The 16251-nt window shown below is 68.6% G+C and carries 19 protein-coding genes and 1 pseudogene; 16 read left to right on the forward strand and 4 right to left on the reverse strand.

Annotation, left to right across the window (positions count from 1 at the left end; translation table 11 throughout):
- Positions 1-137 precede the first annotated feature (137 nt).
- The 3 genes from J2S76_RS02370 (at position 138) to J2S76_RS02380 (ending at position 1689) form a co-directional block, all read left to right on the forward strand.
- Positions 138-386, forward strand: coding sequence for a hypothetical protein (locus J2S76_RS02370; RefSeq protein WP_018390826.1), 249 nt, complete (start codon positions 138-140; stop codon positions 384-386).
- A 215-nt stretch (positions 387-601) separates the two neighbouring features.
- Positions 602-841, forward strand: coding sequence for a hypothetical protein (locus tag J2S76_RS23170; RefSeq protein WP_370874678.1), 240 nt, complete (start codon positions 602-604; stop codon positions 839-841).
- Between the two features lie 236 nt (positions 842-1077).
- The gene (locus J2S76_RS02380; protein ID WP_307057728.1) at positions 1078-1689 is read left to right on the forward strand and encodes an AraC family transcriptional regulator; all 612 of its coding nucleotides are present in this window, start codon (positions 1078-1080) and stop codon (positions 1687-1689) included.
- Here J2S76_RS02380 and J2S76_RS02385 read toward each other — a convergent pair.
- Positions 1662-1808: pseudogene (locus J2S76_RS02385) on the reverse strand (cupin domain-containing protein); the annotation flags it as partial. The gene J2S76_RS02380 and the pseudogene J2S76_RS02385 overlap by 28 nt on opposite strands.
- A gap of 93 nt (positions 1809-1901) precedes the next feature.
- The gene (locus J2S76_RS02390; protein WP_307057156.1) at positions 1902-2729 is read right to left on the reverse strand and encodes a helix-turn-helix transcriptional regulator; all 828 of its coding nucleotides are present in this window, start codon (positions 2727-2729) and stop codon (positions 1902-1904) included.
- An 87-nt stretch (positions 2730-2816) separates the two neighbouring features.
- On the opposite strand from J2S76_RS02390, the gene J2S76_RS02395 reads away from it, so the two are divergent.
- The 9 genes from J2S76_RS02395 to soxA all read left to right on the forward strand — a co-directional run bounded on the left by J2S76_RS02395 (position 2817) and on the right by soxA (position 10165).
- Positions 2817-3722 carry an SDR family oxidoreductase gene (locus tag J2S76_RS02395; protein WP_307057157.1) on the forward strand — a complete coding sequence of 302 codons (906 nt, stop codon included), beginning with the start codon at positions 2817-2819 and terminating at the stop codon, positions 3720-3722.
- A 176-nt stretch (positions 3723-3898) separates the two neighbouring features.
- On the forward strand, positions 3899-4357 hold the full coding sequence (locus J2S76_RS02400; RefSeq protein WP_307057159.1) for a (2Fe-2S)-binding protein: 459 nt from the start codon (positions 3899-3901) through the stop codon (positions 4355-4357).
- Between the two features lie 11 nt (positions 4358-4368).
- Complete coding sequence (locus J2S76_RS02405; protein WP_307057161.1) at positions 4369-6561, forward strand: xanthine dehydrogenase family protein molybdopterin-binding subunit; 2193 nt, start codon at positions 4369-4371, stop codon at positions 6559-6561.
- Complete coding sequence (locus J2S76_RS02410; protein ID WP_307057163.1) at positions 6561-6866, forward strand: c-type cytochrome; 306 nt, start codon at positions 6561-6563, stop codon at positions 6864-6866. Before J2S76_RS02405 ends, J2S76_RS02410 begins: the two co-directional genes overlap by 1 nt.
- A gap of 4 nt (positions 6867-6870) precedes the next feature.
- Positions 6871-8118 carry an NAD(P)/FAD-dependent oxidoreductase gene (locus tag J2S76_RS02415; RefSeq protein ID WP_307057165.1) on the forward strand — a complete coding sequence of 416 codons (1248 nt, stop codon included), beginning with the start codon at positions 6871-6873 and terminating at the stop codon, positions 8116-8118.
- Positions 8115-8570, forward strand: coding sequence for a sulfur oxidation c-type cytochrome SoxX (gene soxX / locus J2S76_RS02420; RefSeq protein WP_307057167.1), 456 nt, complete (start codon positions 8115-8117; stop codon positions 8568-8570). Before J2S76_RS02415 ends, soxX begins: the two co-directional genes overlap by 4 nt.
- A gap of 4 nt (positions 8571-8574) precedes the next feature.
- Positions 8575-9060: a SoxY-related AACIE arm protein gene (locus tag J2S76_RS02425; protein ID WP_307057168.1), complete on the forward strand. Its 486-nt coding sequence runs from the start codon at positions 8575-8577 to the stop codon at positions 9058-9060.
- Positions 9057-9377 carry a thiosulfate oxidation carrier complex protein SoxZ gene (gene soxZ / locus J2S76_RS02430; protein ID WP_307057170.1) on the forward strand — a complete coding sequence of 107 codons (321 nt, stop codon included), beginning with the start codon at positions 9057-9059 and terminating at the stop codon, positions 9375-9377. The genes J2S76_RS02425 and soxZ overlap by 4 nt, the downstream gene beginning before the upstream one ends.
- Positions 9377-10165: a sulfur oxidation c-type cytochrome SoxA gene (gene soxA, locus J2S76_RS02435; protein ID WP_307057172.1), complete on the forward strand. Its 789-nt coding sequence runs from the start codon at positions 9377-9379 to the stop codon at positions 10163-10165. The genes soxZ and soxA overlap by 1 nt, the downstream gene beginning before the upstream one ends.
- 19 nt (positions 10166-10184) lie before the next feature.
- Here soxA and J2S76_RS02440 read toward each other — a convergent pair whose 3' ends face one another.
- A complete protein-coding gene (locus J2S76_RS02440) occupies positions 10185-11729 on the reverse strand; it encodes a HAMP domain-containing sensor histidine kinase (protein ID WP_307057174.1) in 1545 nt (514 codons plus the stop codon).
- Complete coding sequence (locus J2S76_RS02445) at positions 11726-12445, reverse strand: response regulator (RefSeq protein ID WP_018390804.1); 720 nt, start codon at positions 12443-12445, stop codon at positions 11726-11728. The genes J2S76_RS02440 and J2S76_RS02445 overlap by 4 nt, the downstream gene beginning before the upstream one ends.
- 281 nt (positions 12446-12726) lie before the next feature.
- Between J2S76_RS02445 and J2S76_RS02450 the strand changes: the two genes are divergently transcribed.
- The 4 genes from J2S76_RS02450 to J2S76_RS02465 all read left to right on the forward strand — a co-directional run bounded on the left by J2S76_RS02450 (position 12727) and on the right by J2S76_RS02465 (position 16248).
- On the forward strand, positions 12727-13002 hold the full coding sequence (locus J2S76_RS02450; protein WP_307057176.1) for a hypothetical protein: 276 nt from the start codon (positions 12727-12729) through the stop codon (positions 13000-13002).
- 142 nt (positions 13003-13144) lie between these two features.
- A complete protein-coding gene (locus J2S76_RS02455; protein WP_307057178.1) occupies positions 13145-13462 on the forward strand; it encodes a hypothetical protein in 318 nt (105 codons plus the stop codon).
- Positions 13463-13553: 91 nt separating this feature from the next.
- On the forward strand, positions 13554-15020 hold the full coding sequence (locus J2S76_RS02460) for an amidase (protein WP_307057180.1): 1467 nt from the start codon (positions 13554-13556) through the stop codon (positions 15018-15020).
- Between the two features lie 121 nt (positions 15021-15141).
- Positions 15142-16248, forward strand: coding sequence for an ABC transporter ATP-binding protein (locus tag J2S76_RS02465; protein ID WP_307057182.1), 1107 nt, complete (start codon positions 15142-15144; stop codon positions 16246-16248).
- Positions 16249-16251: the final 3 nt, after the last annotated feature.

Raw genomic sequence — 16251 nt, forward strand, 5'->3', positions numbered from 1 at the left:
GCCGCCTTTCGCCGGCGGAACTCGTGGCGGCCTGCCTTCATACGAGCCGCCATAGGCGGGAGCACCGAGCCATCGCCTGATTGTTCTTGATTTGTTCAAGGTCTTGACGCCAGAGTGCGGCAACTCGGGAGTCGCGCATGACGAAGAAGACCTTCTATGTCGTTCAGCCCTTCGTGGCCGGCAAGCGCGGGGCGATAAAGGCGGGCATCCCGATGGAGGTCCGCAACGCCGCCGATGCCGAACGCATCGCCGAGCGCATGAGCCTGGTGCAGATCGGGGCGATCGCCTTCTCGACCGATGTCGAGCCGGAAAGCGGGGATGCCGACCCACCCGTGCTCATTGCCCGTTTCGGCCAGGTGCCGGACGGGGTGCTGGACCCCAGCTAGAAGCCCCGGAATTTCGGCGATTACGTGCTTTCGCACGCGCGGGCGGCGGGTGGCTGAGCCCGTGCCCGCACGGCGTTCCGCCGATGCGCCCGGCTTTCAGCCCGAGCGGGGCCAGCATCCGGGCCGGCACCGGGCAGCGCCGGCCATAGGTGAACTGGTAGAAGGCGCCGTCCGGCCGCATCTTGCCGAAGGCTGCCATCAGGATCGTCTGCACCTTGCGCGGGGTGATCGACAGCAGCGGCGGCCGGCTCGCCGCCGAACAGCTCGACCGTGCCGAGCCGCGCGGCATCCATCCACAAGGTGCGCGCGGCGGGGTAGCGGGCCTGCAGCGCAACGGCGAATTCCGCGCCGAACTCGATCAAGGCGAGGATGCGCAGCACCAGGACCAGGCGCGGCGAGCCGCGGTCGGTAGGTCACGCCGCACAGGGGGCCTGTGTCCCGTCATCGCGGCTTGAGACCGTCACGGCGTATATCGACAGCAGAGGCGGCGGGCAGGGTCTGTTCCCCACGCCGATGCCGGGGGGCGACATCATCCGGTCCTTCCAGAAAGTGTGGCCATCGCAAGATCTACCAGCCCTCTCTCTGCAACGTGCTACAGGGCGCCAAGCATATTCTCTTCAGCAATGAGACGCTGGATTAGGGCGTGATGGAATGCCTGGTCGTGAGCGTCGCGCTTCCGGGCACGGGCCGGATGGTCAAGGCCAGCGAGACCGAGCCCTTCGTCGGCCTGACCGCCGATCTCGACGTCGCGGTGGTCCGCGACACGGTCGCGCGGCTGGAGACGCTTCCGGCAGCCCCCCAGCGGCGGCCCCTGCGCCTTGGTGGCGCAGATCGACGAACCTTTCGCCGAGTGCATCCAGCGTCTGGTGCGGATGGCCGACAACCCGAAGGCCGTTCCCATCCTCTAGCCCTCGTGATGCACGACATATGCTACTGGCTGCTGAGCGGGCCGCATGAGGGGGAGATCTGCAAGCTGTCGCTGCCCGCCTCGAGCATCGAGCGGGTAGCCAAGGCCATTCACCTGCTGCGGGACAACATCGCCCAGCCCATGCGGGTGGAACAGCTGGCCGAGGCGGCGCGGATCAGCCCGTCCTCCTTCCACGAGCACTTCAAGACGCTGACCTCGATGACGCCGCTGCAATATCAGAAGCAGCTGGGCCTGCTGGAGGCGCGGCGGCGGCTCCGCCGCGTCCTTCGCCTGATGTTCCAGCCGGCGGCGCAGGGGGCGCTGCCGACCCTCTTCACCGCTACCGATCCCGCGGCACGCGATGGCGCCCAGCCGCCGCCGGCGACGACCGCGTAGCACTTGATCAGCGGGCTCTGGTCGCCGAACTGCACCGCCCAGTCTCCTCCGGCCTCGAAGCCGGAGGAGACACAGGGATGCAGCTTCAGCAAGGACAGGACGTCGGAGAGCGGATCCATGAAATCCCTCAGGTCAGAACGGTATATAATAAGCCGGCTAATGATAAGTTCGACCACGCCATTACTCGCGTCGCGGCGGGTCGGGCGGACCGCTTACGCTCCATTACAAAGCCGGCTTATTTTATCGCTGTCGGCAGCACTCGCCGGCACATAGGCCATCAGCCGCAGGTCCGGCCGTCCATCGATGGCAAAGGAGGAGAATTCCAGCCTGAGCTCGCCCACCACCGGGTGGCGGATGGTCTTGGCGCCCTCCCCGGTCATCTGCACGTCATTCTCTCCCCACAGCCGGGCGAAGTCACCACTGCGGGCGGAAAGCTCGGCGACCAGTTCGCCCGCCCGCTCGTCCTCGCCCACTCGGGCGGTCTCAGCGCGAAACGTCGCCACCAGGAACCGCGCCACCGCCTCCCAGTCGCCCTGCGCCGCGCGCGTGGCGGGGTCGAGGAACATCCGCCGCAGGATGTTGCGCGCCTCGGGCGCCAGCGCCTCATAGTCGGCCAGCACGAGCCGGGCCGCCCGGTTCCAGCCGATAATGTCCCAGGTTGCGGTGGCGACGGTGGCGGGAATCGTCGGCATGGCGTCGAGAAAGCGCTGGAGCCGCGCAGATATGCCCTCCTGCGAAGGGGCGCTCGCCTTGGGGCGATGGCCGATGCCGACCAGGAACAGGTGCTCGCGCTCCGCTTCCGTCATCATCAGCGCCCGGGCGAGGCTGTCGAGCACGCGCGGCGAGGGCGCCCCGCCCCGCCCCTGCTCCAGCCATGTGTACCAGGTGGTGCTGATATGGGCCCGTTGCGCCACCTCCTCGCGCCGCAGGCCCGGCGTGCGGCGGCGGCCGCCGAATCCCAGCGCAGCGGCGTCGAGCCGCTGCCGGCGGTCCCTCAGGAACGCGCCGAGCCGGTGCTCGTCGCCCTCATCGTGCAGCATGGCAGTCATTATACCCGTATAAAGTCACTGCTTTAAGTGGGTAGAGTTTGGCCGTCATTCTCCTCGCCCACAAGAAGGAGATTAGTCATGCAAGTATTTGTGACCGGCGCGACCGGCTTCGTCGGCTCGGCCGTAACCGCCGAACTACTGGCCCATGGGCACCGGGTTCTGGGTCTGGCCCGCTCGGACAGAAGCGCGGACCAACTCGTCCGCAGCGGCGCGCAGGTGCTGCGCGGCGATCTCGAAGCGCCGGACACGCTGCGCGAGGGCGCGCGGCTGTGCGACGCGATCCTCCATGTCGGCTTCATCCACGACTTCGCCCGCTTCGCCCACTCCTGCGCGATCGACACGGCGGCCATCGAGACAATCGGCGCCGCAATCGAGGGCACGGACAAGCCCTTCATTGTTACTGCCGGCCTCGCCGGGCTGGGCGTGCCCGGGCAGATGGTGAGCGAGGACGATGTTGCCCCGCCGCCCTCCGATCTCTACCCCCGCGCTTCCGACAGCGCCGCGCGGACCCTCTCCGCCCGCGGCATCCCGACCGCGATCCTGCGCCTGCCGCCATCAGTGCATGGCAAGGGCGACCATGGCTTCGTACCGATGCTGATCGAGCTGGCGCGGGCAAAGGGCCGCTCGGCCTATGTCGGCACCGGCGAAAATGCCTGGCCGGCGGTGCATGTGACTGACGCCGCACGCGCCTTCCGCCTCGCCCTGGAGCACGGCCCGAGCGCCGACACGTTCCACGCGGTGGCCGAACAGGGCGTGCCGTTCCGGGAGATCGCGCGGGCCATTGCCGTCGGCCTCGGCCTGCCCTGCGTGTCGCTGAGCCCGGAGGAGGCGGGCGGGCACTTCGGCTGGATGGTCCGCTTCGTCACGCTGGACCAGCCCGCCGACAGCGAACGGACCCGGCATGTTCTGGGCTGGCACCCTGCGGGACCGGAGCTTCTGACCGATATCGCCGAAGCCGGCTATTTCCCGGTCGCCGCCGGCTGAGACCGGTGGGGCGCCCGGCGCCAAGAAGTCCGTGCCCGGGCGCCTGACTTTGTATCAATTCTTATCAACACCTTCCCTTGCGACAGGTCGCGACAATCCGGCACGTGGGCGGCACGCTTCTGCGACACCACGTGCCTAGCCTCTCCCGGTCGACCAACTCCAGCCGGGAGGCCACCATGGTCCAGCTCACCGTCAACGGGCAGACGCACGACATCGAGGCCGAGCCCGATATGCCGCTTCTCTGGGTGCTGCGCGAGCAAATCGGCCTCACCGGCACCAAGTTCGGCTGCGGCATCGCCCTGTGCGGCGCCTGCACGGTGCACATTGACGGGGTGGCGACACGCTCCTGCGTGATGCCGCTCTCCGCAATCGGGGCGGAGCAGAAGATCGTCACCATCGAGGGCCTGTCGCCTGACGGGTCGCACCCGGTGCAGAAGGCCTGGCTGGCGCTCGACGTTCCGCAATGCGGCTATTGCCAGACCGGCATGATCATGGCGGTGGCGAGCCTCTTGGAGACCAACCCCACGCCGAGCGACGACGACATCGACGCCGAGATCACCAATATCTGCCGCTGCGGCACCTATAACCGCGTCCGTGCCGCCATCCACATGGCGGCCGACGGCAAAGCCGGCTGAGGGAGCGCGCCATGAGCCTTGTCCAATCGGTTTCGCGCCGAAATTTCATCGTCGGCTCCGGCGCCACCGTGGCCGGCCTGTCGCTCGGCTTCCATGTGCCCTTCCTGGCCTCCGCCTCGGCGCAGGAGGCGGGAGCTAACCTGCCGCCGGAGATCAATGCCTGGGTGGTGGTGAAGCCGGACGGCACCATCGTCGTCCGCATCGCCCGTTCGGAAATGGGCCAGGGCACGCTCACCGGCCTCGCCCAGCTGGTCGTCGAGGAGTTGGAAGGCGACTGGTCGAAGGTCACGACCGAATATCCCCCGCCAGGCGAAAATCTGAAGCGCGACCGCGTCTGGGGCAGCTATTCCACCGGCGGTTCGCGGGGTATCCGCGACTCCCATGATTACGTCCGCAAGGGCGGCGCCGCCGCCCGTCACATGCTGGTCGCCGCTGCCGCAGAGCAATGGGGCGTGCCGGCGGGCGACTGCGCGGCCGCCAACAGCGTCATCACCCACGGCCCCAGCGGGCGCACCCTGCGCTTCGGCGAGGTGGCGGAAGCCGCCGGCCGGCAGACCCCGCCGGCCGAAGTCACCCTCAAGGACCCGAAGGACTGGAAAATCGCCGGCAAGCCGCTGCCGCGTCTCGACACGGTGGAAAAGCTCACTGGCAAGCAGGTCTATGGCGCCGATTTGAAGCTTCCCGGCATGCTGAACGCCGCGATCAAGGCCTGTCCGGTCTTCGGCGGCACGCTGGTCAGCTTCGACGCGGCGGCCATTGAGAAAATGCCCGGCGTGAAGAAGGTGGTGAAGGTGGATGAGCGCTCGGTCGCTGTCGTCGCCGACACCTGGTGGCGCGCCAAGGCCGCGCTGGATGCGCTCCCCATCGCCTGGGACGAGGGTCCCAACAAAAACCTCTCCAGCGCCGATATCAGCGCCATGCTGGCGGAAGGGCTGGAGGCGCAGGAGGCCTTCATCGGCAACAGCCAGGGCGACGCGAAGGCGGAACTCGCCCGGGTGCAGGCGGCGGGCGGCAAGGTGATTACCGCGACCTATGCCTTCCCCTACCAGAACCACGCCACCATGGAGCCGATGAACGCCACCGCGCGCTGGACGGAGGACCGATGCGAGGTGTGGGTGCCGACCCAGAATGGCGAGGCGAGCCTTGCCGCCGCCGCGGAGGCCGCCGGCCTGCCGGTCGGCCAGTGCGAGGTCTACAAGATCCATCTCGGCGGCGGCTTCGGCCGGCGCGGCAATTTCCAGGACTATGTCCGCCAGTCGGTCAGCATTGCCAAGCAGATGCCGGGCATCCCGGTGAAGCTGCTCTGGACCCGCGAGGAGGATATGCTGCACGGCGCCTATCACCCCACCACCCAGGCGAAACTCACCGGGGCGCTGGACGCGGACGGCAACCTCACCGCGCTGCATCTGCGCATTTCCGGCCAGTCCATTCTCGCCGCCGTGCGGCCGCAGGGCATGCAGGGCGGCATGGACCCGGTGGTGTTCCAGGGGCTGACGGCGAGCCTGCCGGAGGGCCACCTCGCCTACACCGTGCCGAACCTCCTGATCGACCACGCCATGCGTAACCCGCCGGTGCCGCCCGGCTTCTGGCGCGGGGTGAACCTCAACCAGAACGCCATCTATGTGGAGTGCTTCATCGACGAGCTGGCCCATGCGGCCGGCACTGAACCGCTCGCCTTCCGCCGCAAGCTGATGGCGAACCACCCCAAGCACCTCGCGGTGCTGGAGGCGGCGGCCAACGGCATCGGCTGGGACACGCCCCCGGCGCCGGGACGGCATCGCGGCCTCGGCCAGATCATGGGGTTTGGCTCCTACGTCGCCGCCGCCGCCGAAGTGTCAGTGGAGAAGGGCGCGCTGAAGATCCACCGCATCGTCGCCGCCACCGATCCCGGCCATGTGGTGAACCCGGCGCAGGTGGAGCGGCAGGTCGAGGGGTCCTTCGTCTACGGCCTCTCCGCCTGCCTCTATGGCGAATGCACCTTGGCCGGCGGGCGGATGGAGCAGGAGAATTTCGACACCTATGAGGTGCTGCGCATGGCTGAGATGCCTGATGTGGAAACGATCATGCTGCCCTCCGGCGGCTTCTGGGGCGGGGTGGGCGAGCCGACCATCGCGGTCGCCGCGCCGGCGGTGCTCAATGCGCTGTTCGCCGCCACCGGCAAGCGCTACCGCACCATGCCCTTGAAGAACCACGAGCTGGCCTGATGCGCCTGTTTTCTCTCATGCTGCCGGCGCTGGCGCTGCTGATCTCCGCCGCGCCGGCGAATGCGGCGCCGCCGCGCGGGGCGGCCTCCTGTACCGGCTGCCATCCGCGCACCGCCAGCACTGGCCCGGTGCCGAGCCTGAACGGCCAACCGGCCGAGCAGATCGTGGCGGCCATGGCCGCCTTCCGTTCGGGCGAGCGCCGCTCGACCGTCATGACGCGCATTGCCAAGGGTTTCACCGATGAGGAAACACAGGCCATCGCCGCGTATTTCGCTGCGGGAGGTAACGCGCCCGCTCAGCCGTAGGCGCGTGCTCGGCGCCGTCGCGGCGGGGGCCTGCGCCGCCCTCGCCGGCCCTGCCGTGCTGGCGCAGGCGGCGCCGCGCGTGGTGGTGATCGGCGGCGGCTTCGGCGGGGCGAGCCTTGCCCGCGCGCTCCGGCGCGAGGACCCCGGCATATCAGTCGCTCTTATCGAGCCCAACGCGCATTACACCGCCTGCCCGCTCAGCAATGCGGTTATCGCCGGGCTGCGCGACATGAAGGCCCAGCATTTCGGCTATGCCGGGATCGAGGCCGACGGCATCACCCATGTGCCGCAGCGCGCGGTGCGGGTGGAGCCCGAGCAGCGCCGCGTCGTGCTCGCCGACGAGGCGCGGCTCAGCTATGACCGGCTTGTCATCGCGCCGGGCATCGACATGCGCTTCGACGCTCTCCCCGGCTATGACGCGTCGGCGAGCCAGCTGATGCCGCATGCCTGGAAGGCGGGCGAGCAGACCCTGCTGCTGCGCCGCCAGCTGGAGGCGATGGAGGATGGCGGGCTGGTGGTCATCTCAGCGCCGGCTAATCCGTTCCGCTGCCCACCCGGCCCCTATGAGCGGGCGAGCCTGATCGCGCATTACCTCAAGGCGCACAAGCCGCGCTCGAAGATCCTCATCCTCGACGCCAAGGACGGCTTCTCCAAGCAGCGCCTGTTCGAGGCCGGCTGGGCCGCGCTCTATCCCGGCATGATCGAATGGGTCGGGCTGTCCTTCGGCGGCGCTGTCACCGGGGTCGATGCCGGGACACGGACGCTGCGCACCGATTTCGGCGAACACCGCGCCATGGTGGCCAATGTCATTCCCCCCCAGCGCGCCGGCGCCATCGCGGCGCTGGCCGGTGTCGCGGACCGCACCGGCTGGTGCCCGATCGACCCCGTCAGCTTCGAATCCCGGCTGGTGCCCAATATCCATGTCATTGGCGACGCCGCCATTGGCGGGGCGATGCCGAAATCCGCCTTCACCGCCAACGCCCAGGCCAAGGCCTGCGCCAGCGCCGTCATCGCGCTGCTGCGCGGGCGGGATCCCGACGAACCGAAGCTGATCAACACCTGCTACAGCCTGCTGGCGCCGGATTACGGCATCTCCATCGCCGGCGTCTACACCCCGCAGAACGGCCTGCTGGCGGAGGTGGGCGGCGCCGGCGGCACCTCGCCGCTCGACGCGCCGGCCTCGGTCCGGGCCGAGGAGGCCGCCTATGGCGAGGCGTGGTTCCAGACGATCACCACCGAGGCCTTCGGGTGAGGGGGGCGCTGGTTGGCACCGCCTTGGCCCTCGCCTGCAGCCCGGCGCCGGCGCAGGAAATGGCCGGGCCGGAGCTGGCGCCTTATGTCGTCACGGGGGACGCGATAATCGAGCCGCTGGCCGGCCAGCGCGGCGATGCCGCTCTCGGTCGCGCGCTGATCGGCGAGCGGCACCGCAGCCTGTGCATCCTGTGCCACGCCGTCCCGGAGGGCGCGGCGCCGCTGCAGGGCACGCTGGCGCCAAGCCTTGCCGGCATCGGTTCCCGGCTTGACGAGGGCCAGATCCGGCTCAGGATCGTCGACATGAAGCGGCTCAACCCGGAGAGCCTCATGCCCACCTATCATGCGCCGCCTGATGGGGCGCGGATCGCGCCGGCCTGGCAGGGCAAGCCGGTGCTCGGCGCCGCGGAGATCGAGCACCTCGTCGCCTATCTCGTGACGCTAAAGGAGTGAGCCGATGACAGAACCCATCGCACTGGAACCCGCCGGCGGCCCCTCGCTCGGCCGGCGCGCCGTGCTGGCGGGCGGCGTCGGCATTCTCGTCATGGCGCTGCCGCTGCGCGCACTGGCGCGGCCCTCGCTGGAGCAGGCGGTCGCCAGCTTCACCGGCGGCGCGCCGGTCAGTGCCGGGCGGGTAAGGCTCACCGTGCCGCCGCTGGTGGAAAACGGCAATGCGGTCGGCGTCACAGTCGAGGTCGAAAGCCCGATGACGGACGCCGCCCATGTCAGCCGCATCGGCCTGTTCAACGAGAAGAACCCGCAGGCCGATGTCGCGATCTTCCGCCTCGGCCCCCGCAATGGAAGGGCGCGGATTTCCACCCGCATCCGGCTGGCGACCTCGCAGACCCTGCTCGCCGTCGCCGAGCTCAGCGACGGCACCTATTGGTCGAGCGAGGCGAATGTCATCGTCACCCTCGCCGCCTGTATCGAGGACCTGTCATGACCCGCGCTCTCGTCAGTGTGCCGCCAGCCGCCAAACGCGGCGAGATCGTCGACGTAAGGGCGATGATCGCCCACCCGATGGAAACGGGCTACCGCATGGGCCCCAATGGGGCCGAGATCCCCCGCGACATCATCACCCGCTTTGTCTGCACCTATGACGGCGCCGAGGTGTTTTCGGCCGAGTTCTTCCCCGCCGTCTCCGCCAATCCCTTCGTGTCGTTCAACCTCATCGCCACGGAGAGCGGCACGCTGGCGTTTGAATGGACCGACGACAAGGGGCAGATCGAGACCGCCAGCGCCGAGATCGTAGTCAGCTGATGCGCCGACCGGCCGCCAGCCTCGTCGCCTTTGCCGCTCTGGCGCTGGCGCTGCTGGGCGGCGGCGCGCAGGCGGGCGACATCGCCCCGCATGAGCGGCGCTCGGGCCGCACCTTCATGGCGCCGGAGACGCAGGCGATGCAGGCGGATGACACCACCAATCCCGGCATGCTCTGGGTGCTGCAGGGCGCCGGCCTGTGGGACGAGAAGGCCGGCACGTCCGGCCGTTCCTGCGCCGGCTGCCATGGCGCGGCGGAGGCGATGCGCGGCGTCGCCGCCCGCTATCCCGCCTTTGACCCCGCCAGCGGAAAGCCCATCGACCTCGCGGGACGCATCCGCCAGTGCCGGAGCGCACGGCAGGGCGCGCCGGATCTGGCGCGCGACAGCGACGCTTTGCTGGCGCTCACCACCTTCGTGGCGCACCAGTTGCGCGGAATGCCGATCGCGCCGCCGAAGGATCCCCGGCTCGATCCCTATCGCGAGACCGGCCGGCAGATCTTCACCACCCGCATGGGCCAGCTCGACCTCTCCTGCGCCAATTGCCACGATGACAACTGGAACCAGCGCCTCGCCGGCAGTGCGGTCACCCAGGCGCACCCGACCGGCTATCCCCTCTATCGGCTGGAATGGCAGGGCATTGGCTCGCTGCAGCGCCGGATGCGCAACTGCATGATCGGCGTGCGCGCCGAGCCTTTCGCGGCGGGCTCCGACGATTTCATCGCGCTGGAGCTCCACCTCATGCAGCGCGCCGCCGGCATGGCGATCGAGACGCCCGGCGTGCGCCCCTGACGGGGCGCGCGCGAAAGGTTCACTCCGCCGGCGTGCGGGCGCCGATGGCAAGTTTGGGCCGGCGGGATGCGCGCACCGGTCCCTTCGCTTCCGGCCCGGCGATGGCGGCATGGGGCAGGCTGATGGTAGCGCGCAGCCCCTGCCCGGTATTGGCCAGCGTGATGTCGCCGCCGTGATGGCGCACCATGTTGCGCGAGATCGACAGGCCGAGGCCGATCCCGCCGGTTTCGCGGTTGCGCGAATGCTCCATGCGGAAGAACGGCTCGAACACCTTCTCGGCGATGTCGGCGGGAATGCCCGGCCCGTCATCCTCGATCACGATCTCGATCGCCTGCGGCGTGGTCCGCAAGGTGACGCGGGCGCGCTCGCCATAGCGCACCGCGTTCTCGACGAGATTGCGCACCGCCCGCTTCAGCGCGTCCGGCCGGCAGCGATAGCTGATCTTCGGTCCCTCGACACAGGTGATCTCATAGCCCAGTTCGATCAGGTCGTCGCACAGGCTGCCCACCAGCGCGGTGAGGTCGACATTGCGCGTGACCTCCTCGGTCGCCTGCTCGCGCGAGAAGGCCAGCGTCGCCTCGGTCATGGCGCGGAGCTCGTCCAGCGTGTCGAGCATCTTCTCGCGGGTCTCGTCATCGGAAACGAATTCCGCTCGCAGCCGTAGCGAGGTGATCGGCGTGCGCAGATCATGCCCGATCGCCGCCAGCATGCGGGTGCGGTCCTCGACGAAACGCTGCAGCCGCGATTGCATGAGGTTGAACGCCACCGCGGTGTGGCGCAGATCGTCCGGGCCCTTTTCCTGCAGCGGCGCCACGCTCTCGCCCCGGCCCAGCGCTTCCGCCGCCGCCGCCAGCCGCCGCATCGGCTTGGTCATGGTGCGAGCGATGAAAGCGGCGCACAGCGAGAGGACGAGCGCCGTTACCGCCAGCGAGATCAGCGAGCGGGCGGTCCACATGCTGTTCGCCATCTTCTTGGAGAAGGCGCTGTTGAGCCAGGAGCCGTCCTTCAGCTGCACGGCGAGGCCCATGCCGGTGGCATCGCCCCAATACATGAACTTGGCCGCCCGCGAGAGCGGCCAGGCATGCGCCGGCAGGTCGAGCCAGGTCGAATAGGGCGCGCCACTGGCAGGGGCGGGCGAGGCGACGGTGATGTTCACCGGCTGCGGCGCCAGCGACGGGGCCGCCGTCCTCTCCACCGCCGGTTCCGGCACCCCCTGTTCGGCGCCGGCCAGATTGGCCAGCGTCGGCAGCGGTTCGGCGAGCTTGTCCTTGGCTTCCAGCCGCCAGCTCTCGACATCGCCGGGGAAGGTCGGCGTCACCCAGAAGCGGGTATAGCTGGTGCCGCTGGCCTGGAGAATATCGTGCTGCACGGCGGGCGGGGTGGTTTCCAGCACCTGCGCCACCGAGGCGCTGCGGCTGAGGAATTCGGCCTTGGCGGCGCGCAGCAGCACGCCGCCCATCTCATCGGTGAACAGAAGGAAGCTGATGCCCTGGGAGACCGCGAGCGCCAGCAGCATCACGGCGACGAAGCGGGCGGTCAGGCTGCGGTTCCACATGCCCGTCATTGGCCTTCCACCTCGGCCGAGAAGCTGTAGCCGCCGCCCCAATGCGTCTTGATCAGTGCCGGCGATTTCGGGTCGGTCTCGATCTTTTTGCGCAGCCGGCTCACCTGGTTGTCGATCGCCCGGTCAAACGGCTCCGCGCTGCGCCCCACGGTGAGGTCGAGCAGCTGGTCGCGGCTCAGCACCAGGCCGGCATGGTCGAGAAAAACGCTCAGCAGCCGGAATTCGGCCGTGCTCAGCGGCACGGTCAGCCCGTCCTGGTCGATCAGCTCGCGCCGCCCGACATTGAGCGCCCAGCGGTCGAAGCGCAGCTCCTTCGCCTTCAGCTGGCCGCGCTGCGGCGGCAGGCTCTGCACCCGGCGCAGCACCGCCTTGATGCGGGCGAGCAGTTCGCGCGGGTTGAACGGCTTGGAGAGATAGTCGTCGGCGCCCAACTCCAGCCCGACAATGCGGTCGGTCTCCTCCGCCATCGCGGTGAGCATGATGACCGGCAGGCTGGTGGATTCCCTGAGATAGCGGCAGAGCGAGAGCCCATCCTCGCCCGGCATCATCACGTCAAGCACCACGAGATCGAAGGCGTTGCGCTCCATCAGCCGGCGGAACGCGCTCGCGTTCTCGGCCAGCGAGGTGCGGTAGCCGTGACGGTGCAGATACTTGCCGACCAGATCGCGAATGTCGCGATGGTCGTCGACGATGGCGATGTGCGGTACGGCGTCCATGCGAAAACTCCACGCCTTTTACATACTGCCATCGTCCTTTGCCCGCTGGGAAAAATTGTAACAAAGCGTATAGCGCCGACAGGCTGCGACAGGCGGAGACAATTGGCAGCCTTTTCGCAAGAAGTTTTGCGACATCTCTTCCCTATGTTGGCTTCATCGAACGACGGCAAGCCGATGCCGCGTCGGACGCCCGAGTAAACGCAATTACTCGTTTCAACTATACGCAGTCTCCTGCGCGCCGAGATGTCGGAACAGGAGACAACCCAACTGGAGAGACCACTATGACGAAGTTTAACTGGAAGATGACCCTCACCGCCACCGTCCTTTCCCTTTCCGCTGCCGGCCTCGTCAACTCGGCGTCCGCCGATGGCCGCGACCCGGTGGAAAAGGCCGGCTATGAGGCCACCGTCCGCAGCGCCAGCGAGGCGCGGGCCAATGGCGGTGCCGGCGCGCCTGTGATCGAAGGCCGCAACACCTATGTCCAGCAGCCGGCGACGCAGAATGTCGAGCCCTACATCCAGCGCCAGATCGAGCAGAATGCGCGCTCCACCCGCTGAGGGTTTCGCCGACGGTAAAAGCAAGGGCGCGGTCCGCAAGGTCCGCGCCCTTCGCGTGTGCGGCAACGCCATCCCCTTGCCGGCGAGTCCGCAGCCCCTACATCACCCGCGCCGGCCGCAAATGGCCGCATGGGGAATGAGTATGTCGCCGCGTTACGTCCGCCTTGATCCGGAAACCGTCCGCCTTCTCGACCGATGCATCGCCCAGGCGCAAGACGCCGCCGCACGGCTCAATCGCGACGGGGTCGACGAGGTGATGCGGATGCGGCTGGCCTCCGCCCTGATGGAAGCCATCAGCCTTGGCGAGAGCGACGAGGGAAGGCTGGTCGCCTTCGCCCTGCAGGTGCTGCCGGCCTATCGCGAGCGGCTGGCCAAACCCGATCGGACGCGCGATGCGACGCCGGTTCCGGAGGCGGCCGGCGATGCGAGGGGCCGGGAGGCTGTCGCACCCGGTCGGTGAGTGGGAGAGGCTGCGCAACCACACCGCCCTTGCGCCCGATGCGGCCGGGAGGCGATACATCCCTTCCCCTTCTGGTCGCGGACATCGCCTCATGGATATCGCCGAGCTTTACGATCTGAGCGACGCCGTCGCCCTTGCCGAGCATGTGGCCAAGCGCGACGTCACCCCCGGCGAGTTGCTGGACGAGGCGCTGCGGCGCGTCGCCGCGCTCAACCCGCAGCTCAACGCGGTGACGCTGCTGCAGGAGAAGGTGGCGCGGCGGCTGATCGAGGAGGGCCTGCCCGAGGGACCGCTGCGGGGCGTGCCGTTCCTGCTCAAGGACCTTGGTGCCGAGGCGATCGACTTTCCCAGCAATAACGGCTCGCGCCTGTTCGCCGACACCCATTATGCCAAGGATTCGGCGATCTATGCCCGGCTCCGAGCGGCCGGCCTCGTCACCTTCGGCCGCACCACCTCACCCGAGGGCGGCGTCGGCCCCACCACTGAATCGGCGGTCTATGGCGGGCCGACTCGCAACCCGTGGAATCTCGACCACACGCCCGGCGGCTCGTCGGGTGGCGCCGCTGCCGCCGTCGCGGCCGGCATCCTTCCCGCCGCGCATGGCTCGGATGGCGGCGGCTCGGTGCGGATTCCCGCCTCGTCCTGCGGCCTGTTCGGCTTCAAGGCCACCCGCGCCCGCACCCCGGACGGGCCCTATGTCGGCGAAGGCTGGGCCGGCATGGCGATTGACGGCTTTCTGACGCGCTCGGTGCGCGACACAGCAGTGCTGCTCGACGCGACGCAGGGGCCCGACCTCGGCGCGCCCTATGTCGCGCCGCCGCTGGAGGCCTCGTTCGGCGCGGCGCTGGCGCGGCGCGACGGGCCGTTCACCATCGCCTTCACCACCACCACCCTCACCGGCGAGGCGATCGCGCCGGAATGCCGGGCGGCGGTGGAATCAGCGGCGAAGCTGCTCGAAAGCCTCGGCCACCGGCTGGTGGAGGCGCGACCGGAGGCCGACACCGCGGGCATGATGGCGGCCTGGACCAAGATTGTCGGCTGCGGCACCGCCCTGACGGTGGAGAGCGCGGTGCGTCGGCGCGGCCGGCCGCTGGGCGAGGACGAGATCGAGAGCGTTGCCCGCTCGGCGATGGACTATGCGCGCGGCATCAGCGGCGCCGACTATCTCGAAGCCGTCAACAAGGTGCACGCCTATGGGCGGGAAATGGCGGCGTTCTTCCAGCGCGCCGATTTTTTCCTGACCGCCACGCTGGCCGAGCCGCCGGCCAAGCTCGGGCGCTTCGACCATGTCGGCCGGAATTATCTCGATTACCGGATGGGGCCGGACGGGGTGTTCGCCTATTCGCCCTTCACCGCCGCCTTCAACGCTTCCGGTCAGCCGGCCGCCTCGCTGCCGCTGCACTGGACGGCGGAAGGCCTTCCTGTCGGTATCCACCTCGCCGCCGCCTTCGGGCATGACGAGGCGCTGCTGGGGCTGTGCGCCCGCATCGAGGAAGTCGCGCCCTGGGTCGGACGCCGCCCGCCGATTGCCCGCAAACAGGTCGAGCCAAAAATATGATCACATTCGGCGTCACCCGGCTTGCCGGATGAAGAGGGCTCACATACGCTGCTTCACGATAGCACCGTGAACGGTGTGTTCGCCTTCCCTGGGAAGGCTCGTGTCTAGCAACGGGTGAATAATGCCGGAGCCTGCCGCAGTACCGGACTCCCGCATCGCTGTCGAATGCAGGGGCATCGTCAAGCAATTTGGTGAAGGCCCCCGCGCCTTGCGCGCGTTGGACAATGTCTCCGTCGCCATTCGCGAGAATGAATTCTTCACGTTGCTGGGGCCTTCCGGCTGCGGCAAGACCACGCTGCTGCGGATGATCGCGGGATTTGAATATCCCTCTGAAGGCTCCATTCGCCTGCATGGCGAGGACATTGCCGGCCTGCCGCCCTTCAAGCGGCCGATCAACACCGTGTTCCAGAGCTACGCGCTGTTCCCCCACCTCACCGTCTGGGAGAATGTGGCGTTCGGCCTGCAGATGCTCGGCCGGCCGAAGGGCGAGATCGCCTCCCGCGTCGCCGAGATGCTGAAGCTGGTGCATATGGAGGAGCTGGCGCAGCGCCGCACCGACGAGATTTCCGGCGGCCAGGGCCAGCGCGTCGCCCTCGCCCGGGCGCTGGCCCCGGCGCCCAAGGTGCTGCTGCTCGACGAACCGCTCTCCGCGCTCGACTACAAGCTGCGCAAGGAGATGCAGATCGAGCTCAAGCGCATGCAGAGCGAGACCGGCATCACCTTCATCTTCGTCACCCACGACCAGGAAGAAGCGCTCACGATGTCCGACCGCATCGCGGTGATGTCGAAGGGCAAGGTGCTGCAGATCGGCACGCCCTGGGACATTTATGACAAGCCGGCCGAGCGCTTCGTCGCCGACTTCATCGGCGAGACCAATTTTCTCCCCGCCGCCATGGTCGGGATCGAGGCCGGTCTGGCGCGGGTGCGGCTGCCCTCCGGCGTTGAGATGTCCGCCACCCTCGCCGATGGCTATGTCCCCTCCAGCGAGGCGACGCTGGTGGTGCGGCCCGAGCATGCCCGCGTGGTCGCCTCCGGCGGGCAGCTCTCCGGCCTGGTGGAGAACGTCGTCTATTTCGGCACCGATACCCACATCCATGTGCGGCTGGACGAGGGCTTCACCTTCATGGTGCGGCAGCAGAATTCGCGCAGCCAGTCCTGTGGCGCCGAAGTCGGCGCGCGTGTCGGCATCGAGATCGCGCCCGATGCCGCGCAAGTGCTGCGGGACTGACTC

This window comes from Ancylobacter vacuolatus (assembly GCF_030813595.1).
Classification (GTDB): Bacteria; Pseudomonadota; Alphaproteobacteria; order Rhizobiales; family Xanthobacteraceae; genus Ancylobacter; species Ancylobacter vacuolatus.

Excerpts from the sequence above, each read along its gene's own strand:
- J2S76_RS02370 (WP_018390826.1), top strand. The coding sequence starts at position 138 with ATGACGAAGAAGACCTTCTATGTCGTTCAGCCCTTCGTGGCCGGCAAG.
- J2S76_RS02380 (WP_307057728.1), top strand. The coding sequence starts at position 1,078 with ATGGTCAAGGCCAGCGAGACCGAGCCCTTCGTCGGCCTGACCGCCGAT.
- J2S76_RS02390 (WP_307057156.1), bottom strand. The coding sequence starts at position 2,729 with ATGCTGCACGATGAGGGCGACGAGCACCGGCTCGGCGCGTTCCTGAGG.
- J2S76_RS02395 (WP_307057157.1), top strand. The coding sequence starts at position 2,817 with ATGCAAGTATTTGTGACCGGCGCGACCGGCTTCGTCGGCTCGGCCGTA.
- J2S76_RS02400 (WP_307057159.1), top strand. The coding sequence starts at position 3,899 with ATGGTCCAGCTCACCGTCAACGGGCAGACGCACGACATCGAGGCCGAG.
- J2S76_RS02405 (WP_307057161.1), top strand. The coding sequence starts at position 4,369 with ATGAGCCTTGTCCAATCGGTTTCGCGCCGAAATTTCATCGTCGGCTCC.
- J2S76_RS02410 (WP_307057163.1), top strand. The coding sequence starts at position 6,561 with ATGCGCCTGTTTTCTCTCATGCTGCCGGCGCTGGCGCTGCTGATCTCC.
- J2S76_RS02425 (WP_307057168.1), top strand. The coding sequence starts at position 8,575 with ATGACAGAACCCATCGCACTGGAACCCGCCGGCGGCCCCTCGCTCGGC.
- soxZ (WP_307057170.1), top strand. The coding sequence starts at position 9,057 with ATGACCCGCGCTCTCGTCAGTGTGCCGCCAGCCGCCAAACGCGGCGAG.
- soxA (WP_307057172.1), top strand. The coding sequence starts at position 9,377 with ATGCGCCGACCGGCCGCCAGCCTCGTCGCCTTTGCCGCTCTGGCGCTG.
- J2S76_RS02440 (WP_307057174.1), bottom strand. The coding sequence starts at position 11,729 with ATGACGGGCATGTGGAACCGCAGCCTGACCGCCCGCTTCGTCGCCGTG.
- J2S76_RS02445 (WP_018390804.1), bottom strand. The coding sequence starts at position 12,445 with ATGGACGCCGTACCGCACATCGCCATCGTCGACGACCATCGCGACATT.
- J2S76_RS02450 (WP_307057176.1), top strand. The coding sequence starts at position 12,727 with ATGACGAAGTTTAACTGGAAGATGACCCTCACCGCCACCGTCCTTTCC.
- J2S76_RS02455 (WP_307057178.1), top strand. The coding sequence starts at position 13,145 with ATGTCGCCGCGTTACGTCCGCCTTGATCCGGAAACCGTCCGCCTTCTC.
- J2S76_RS02460 (WP_307057180.1), top strand. The coding sequence starts at position 13,554 with ATGGATATCGCCGAGCTTTACGATCTGAGCGACGCCGTCGCCCTTGCC.
- J2S76_RS02465 (WP_307057182.1), top strand. The coding sequence starts at position 15,142 with ATGCCGGAGCCTGCCGCAGTACCGGACTCCCGCATCGCTGTCGAATGC.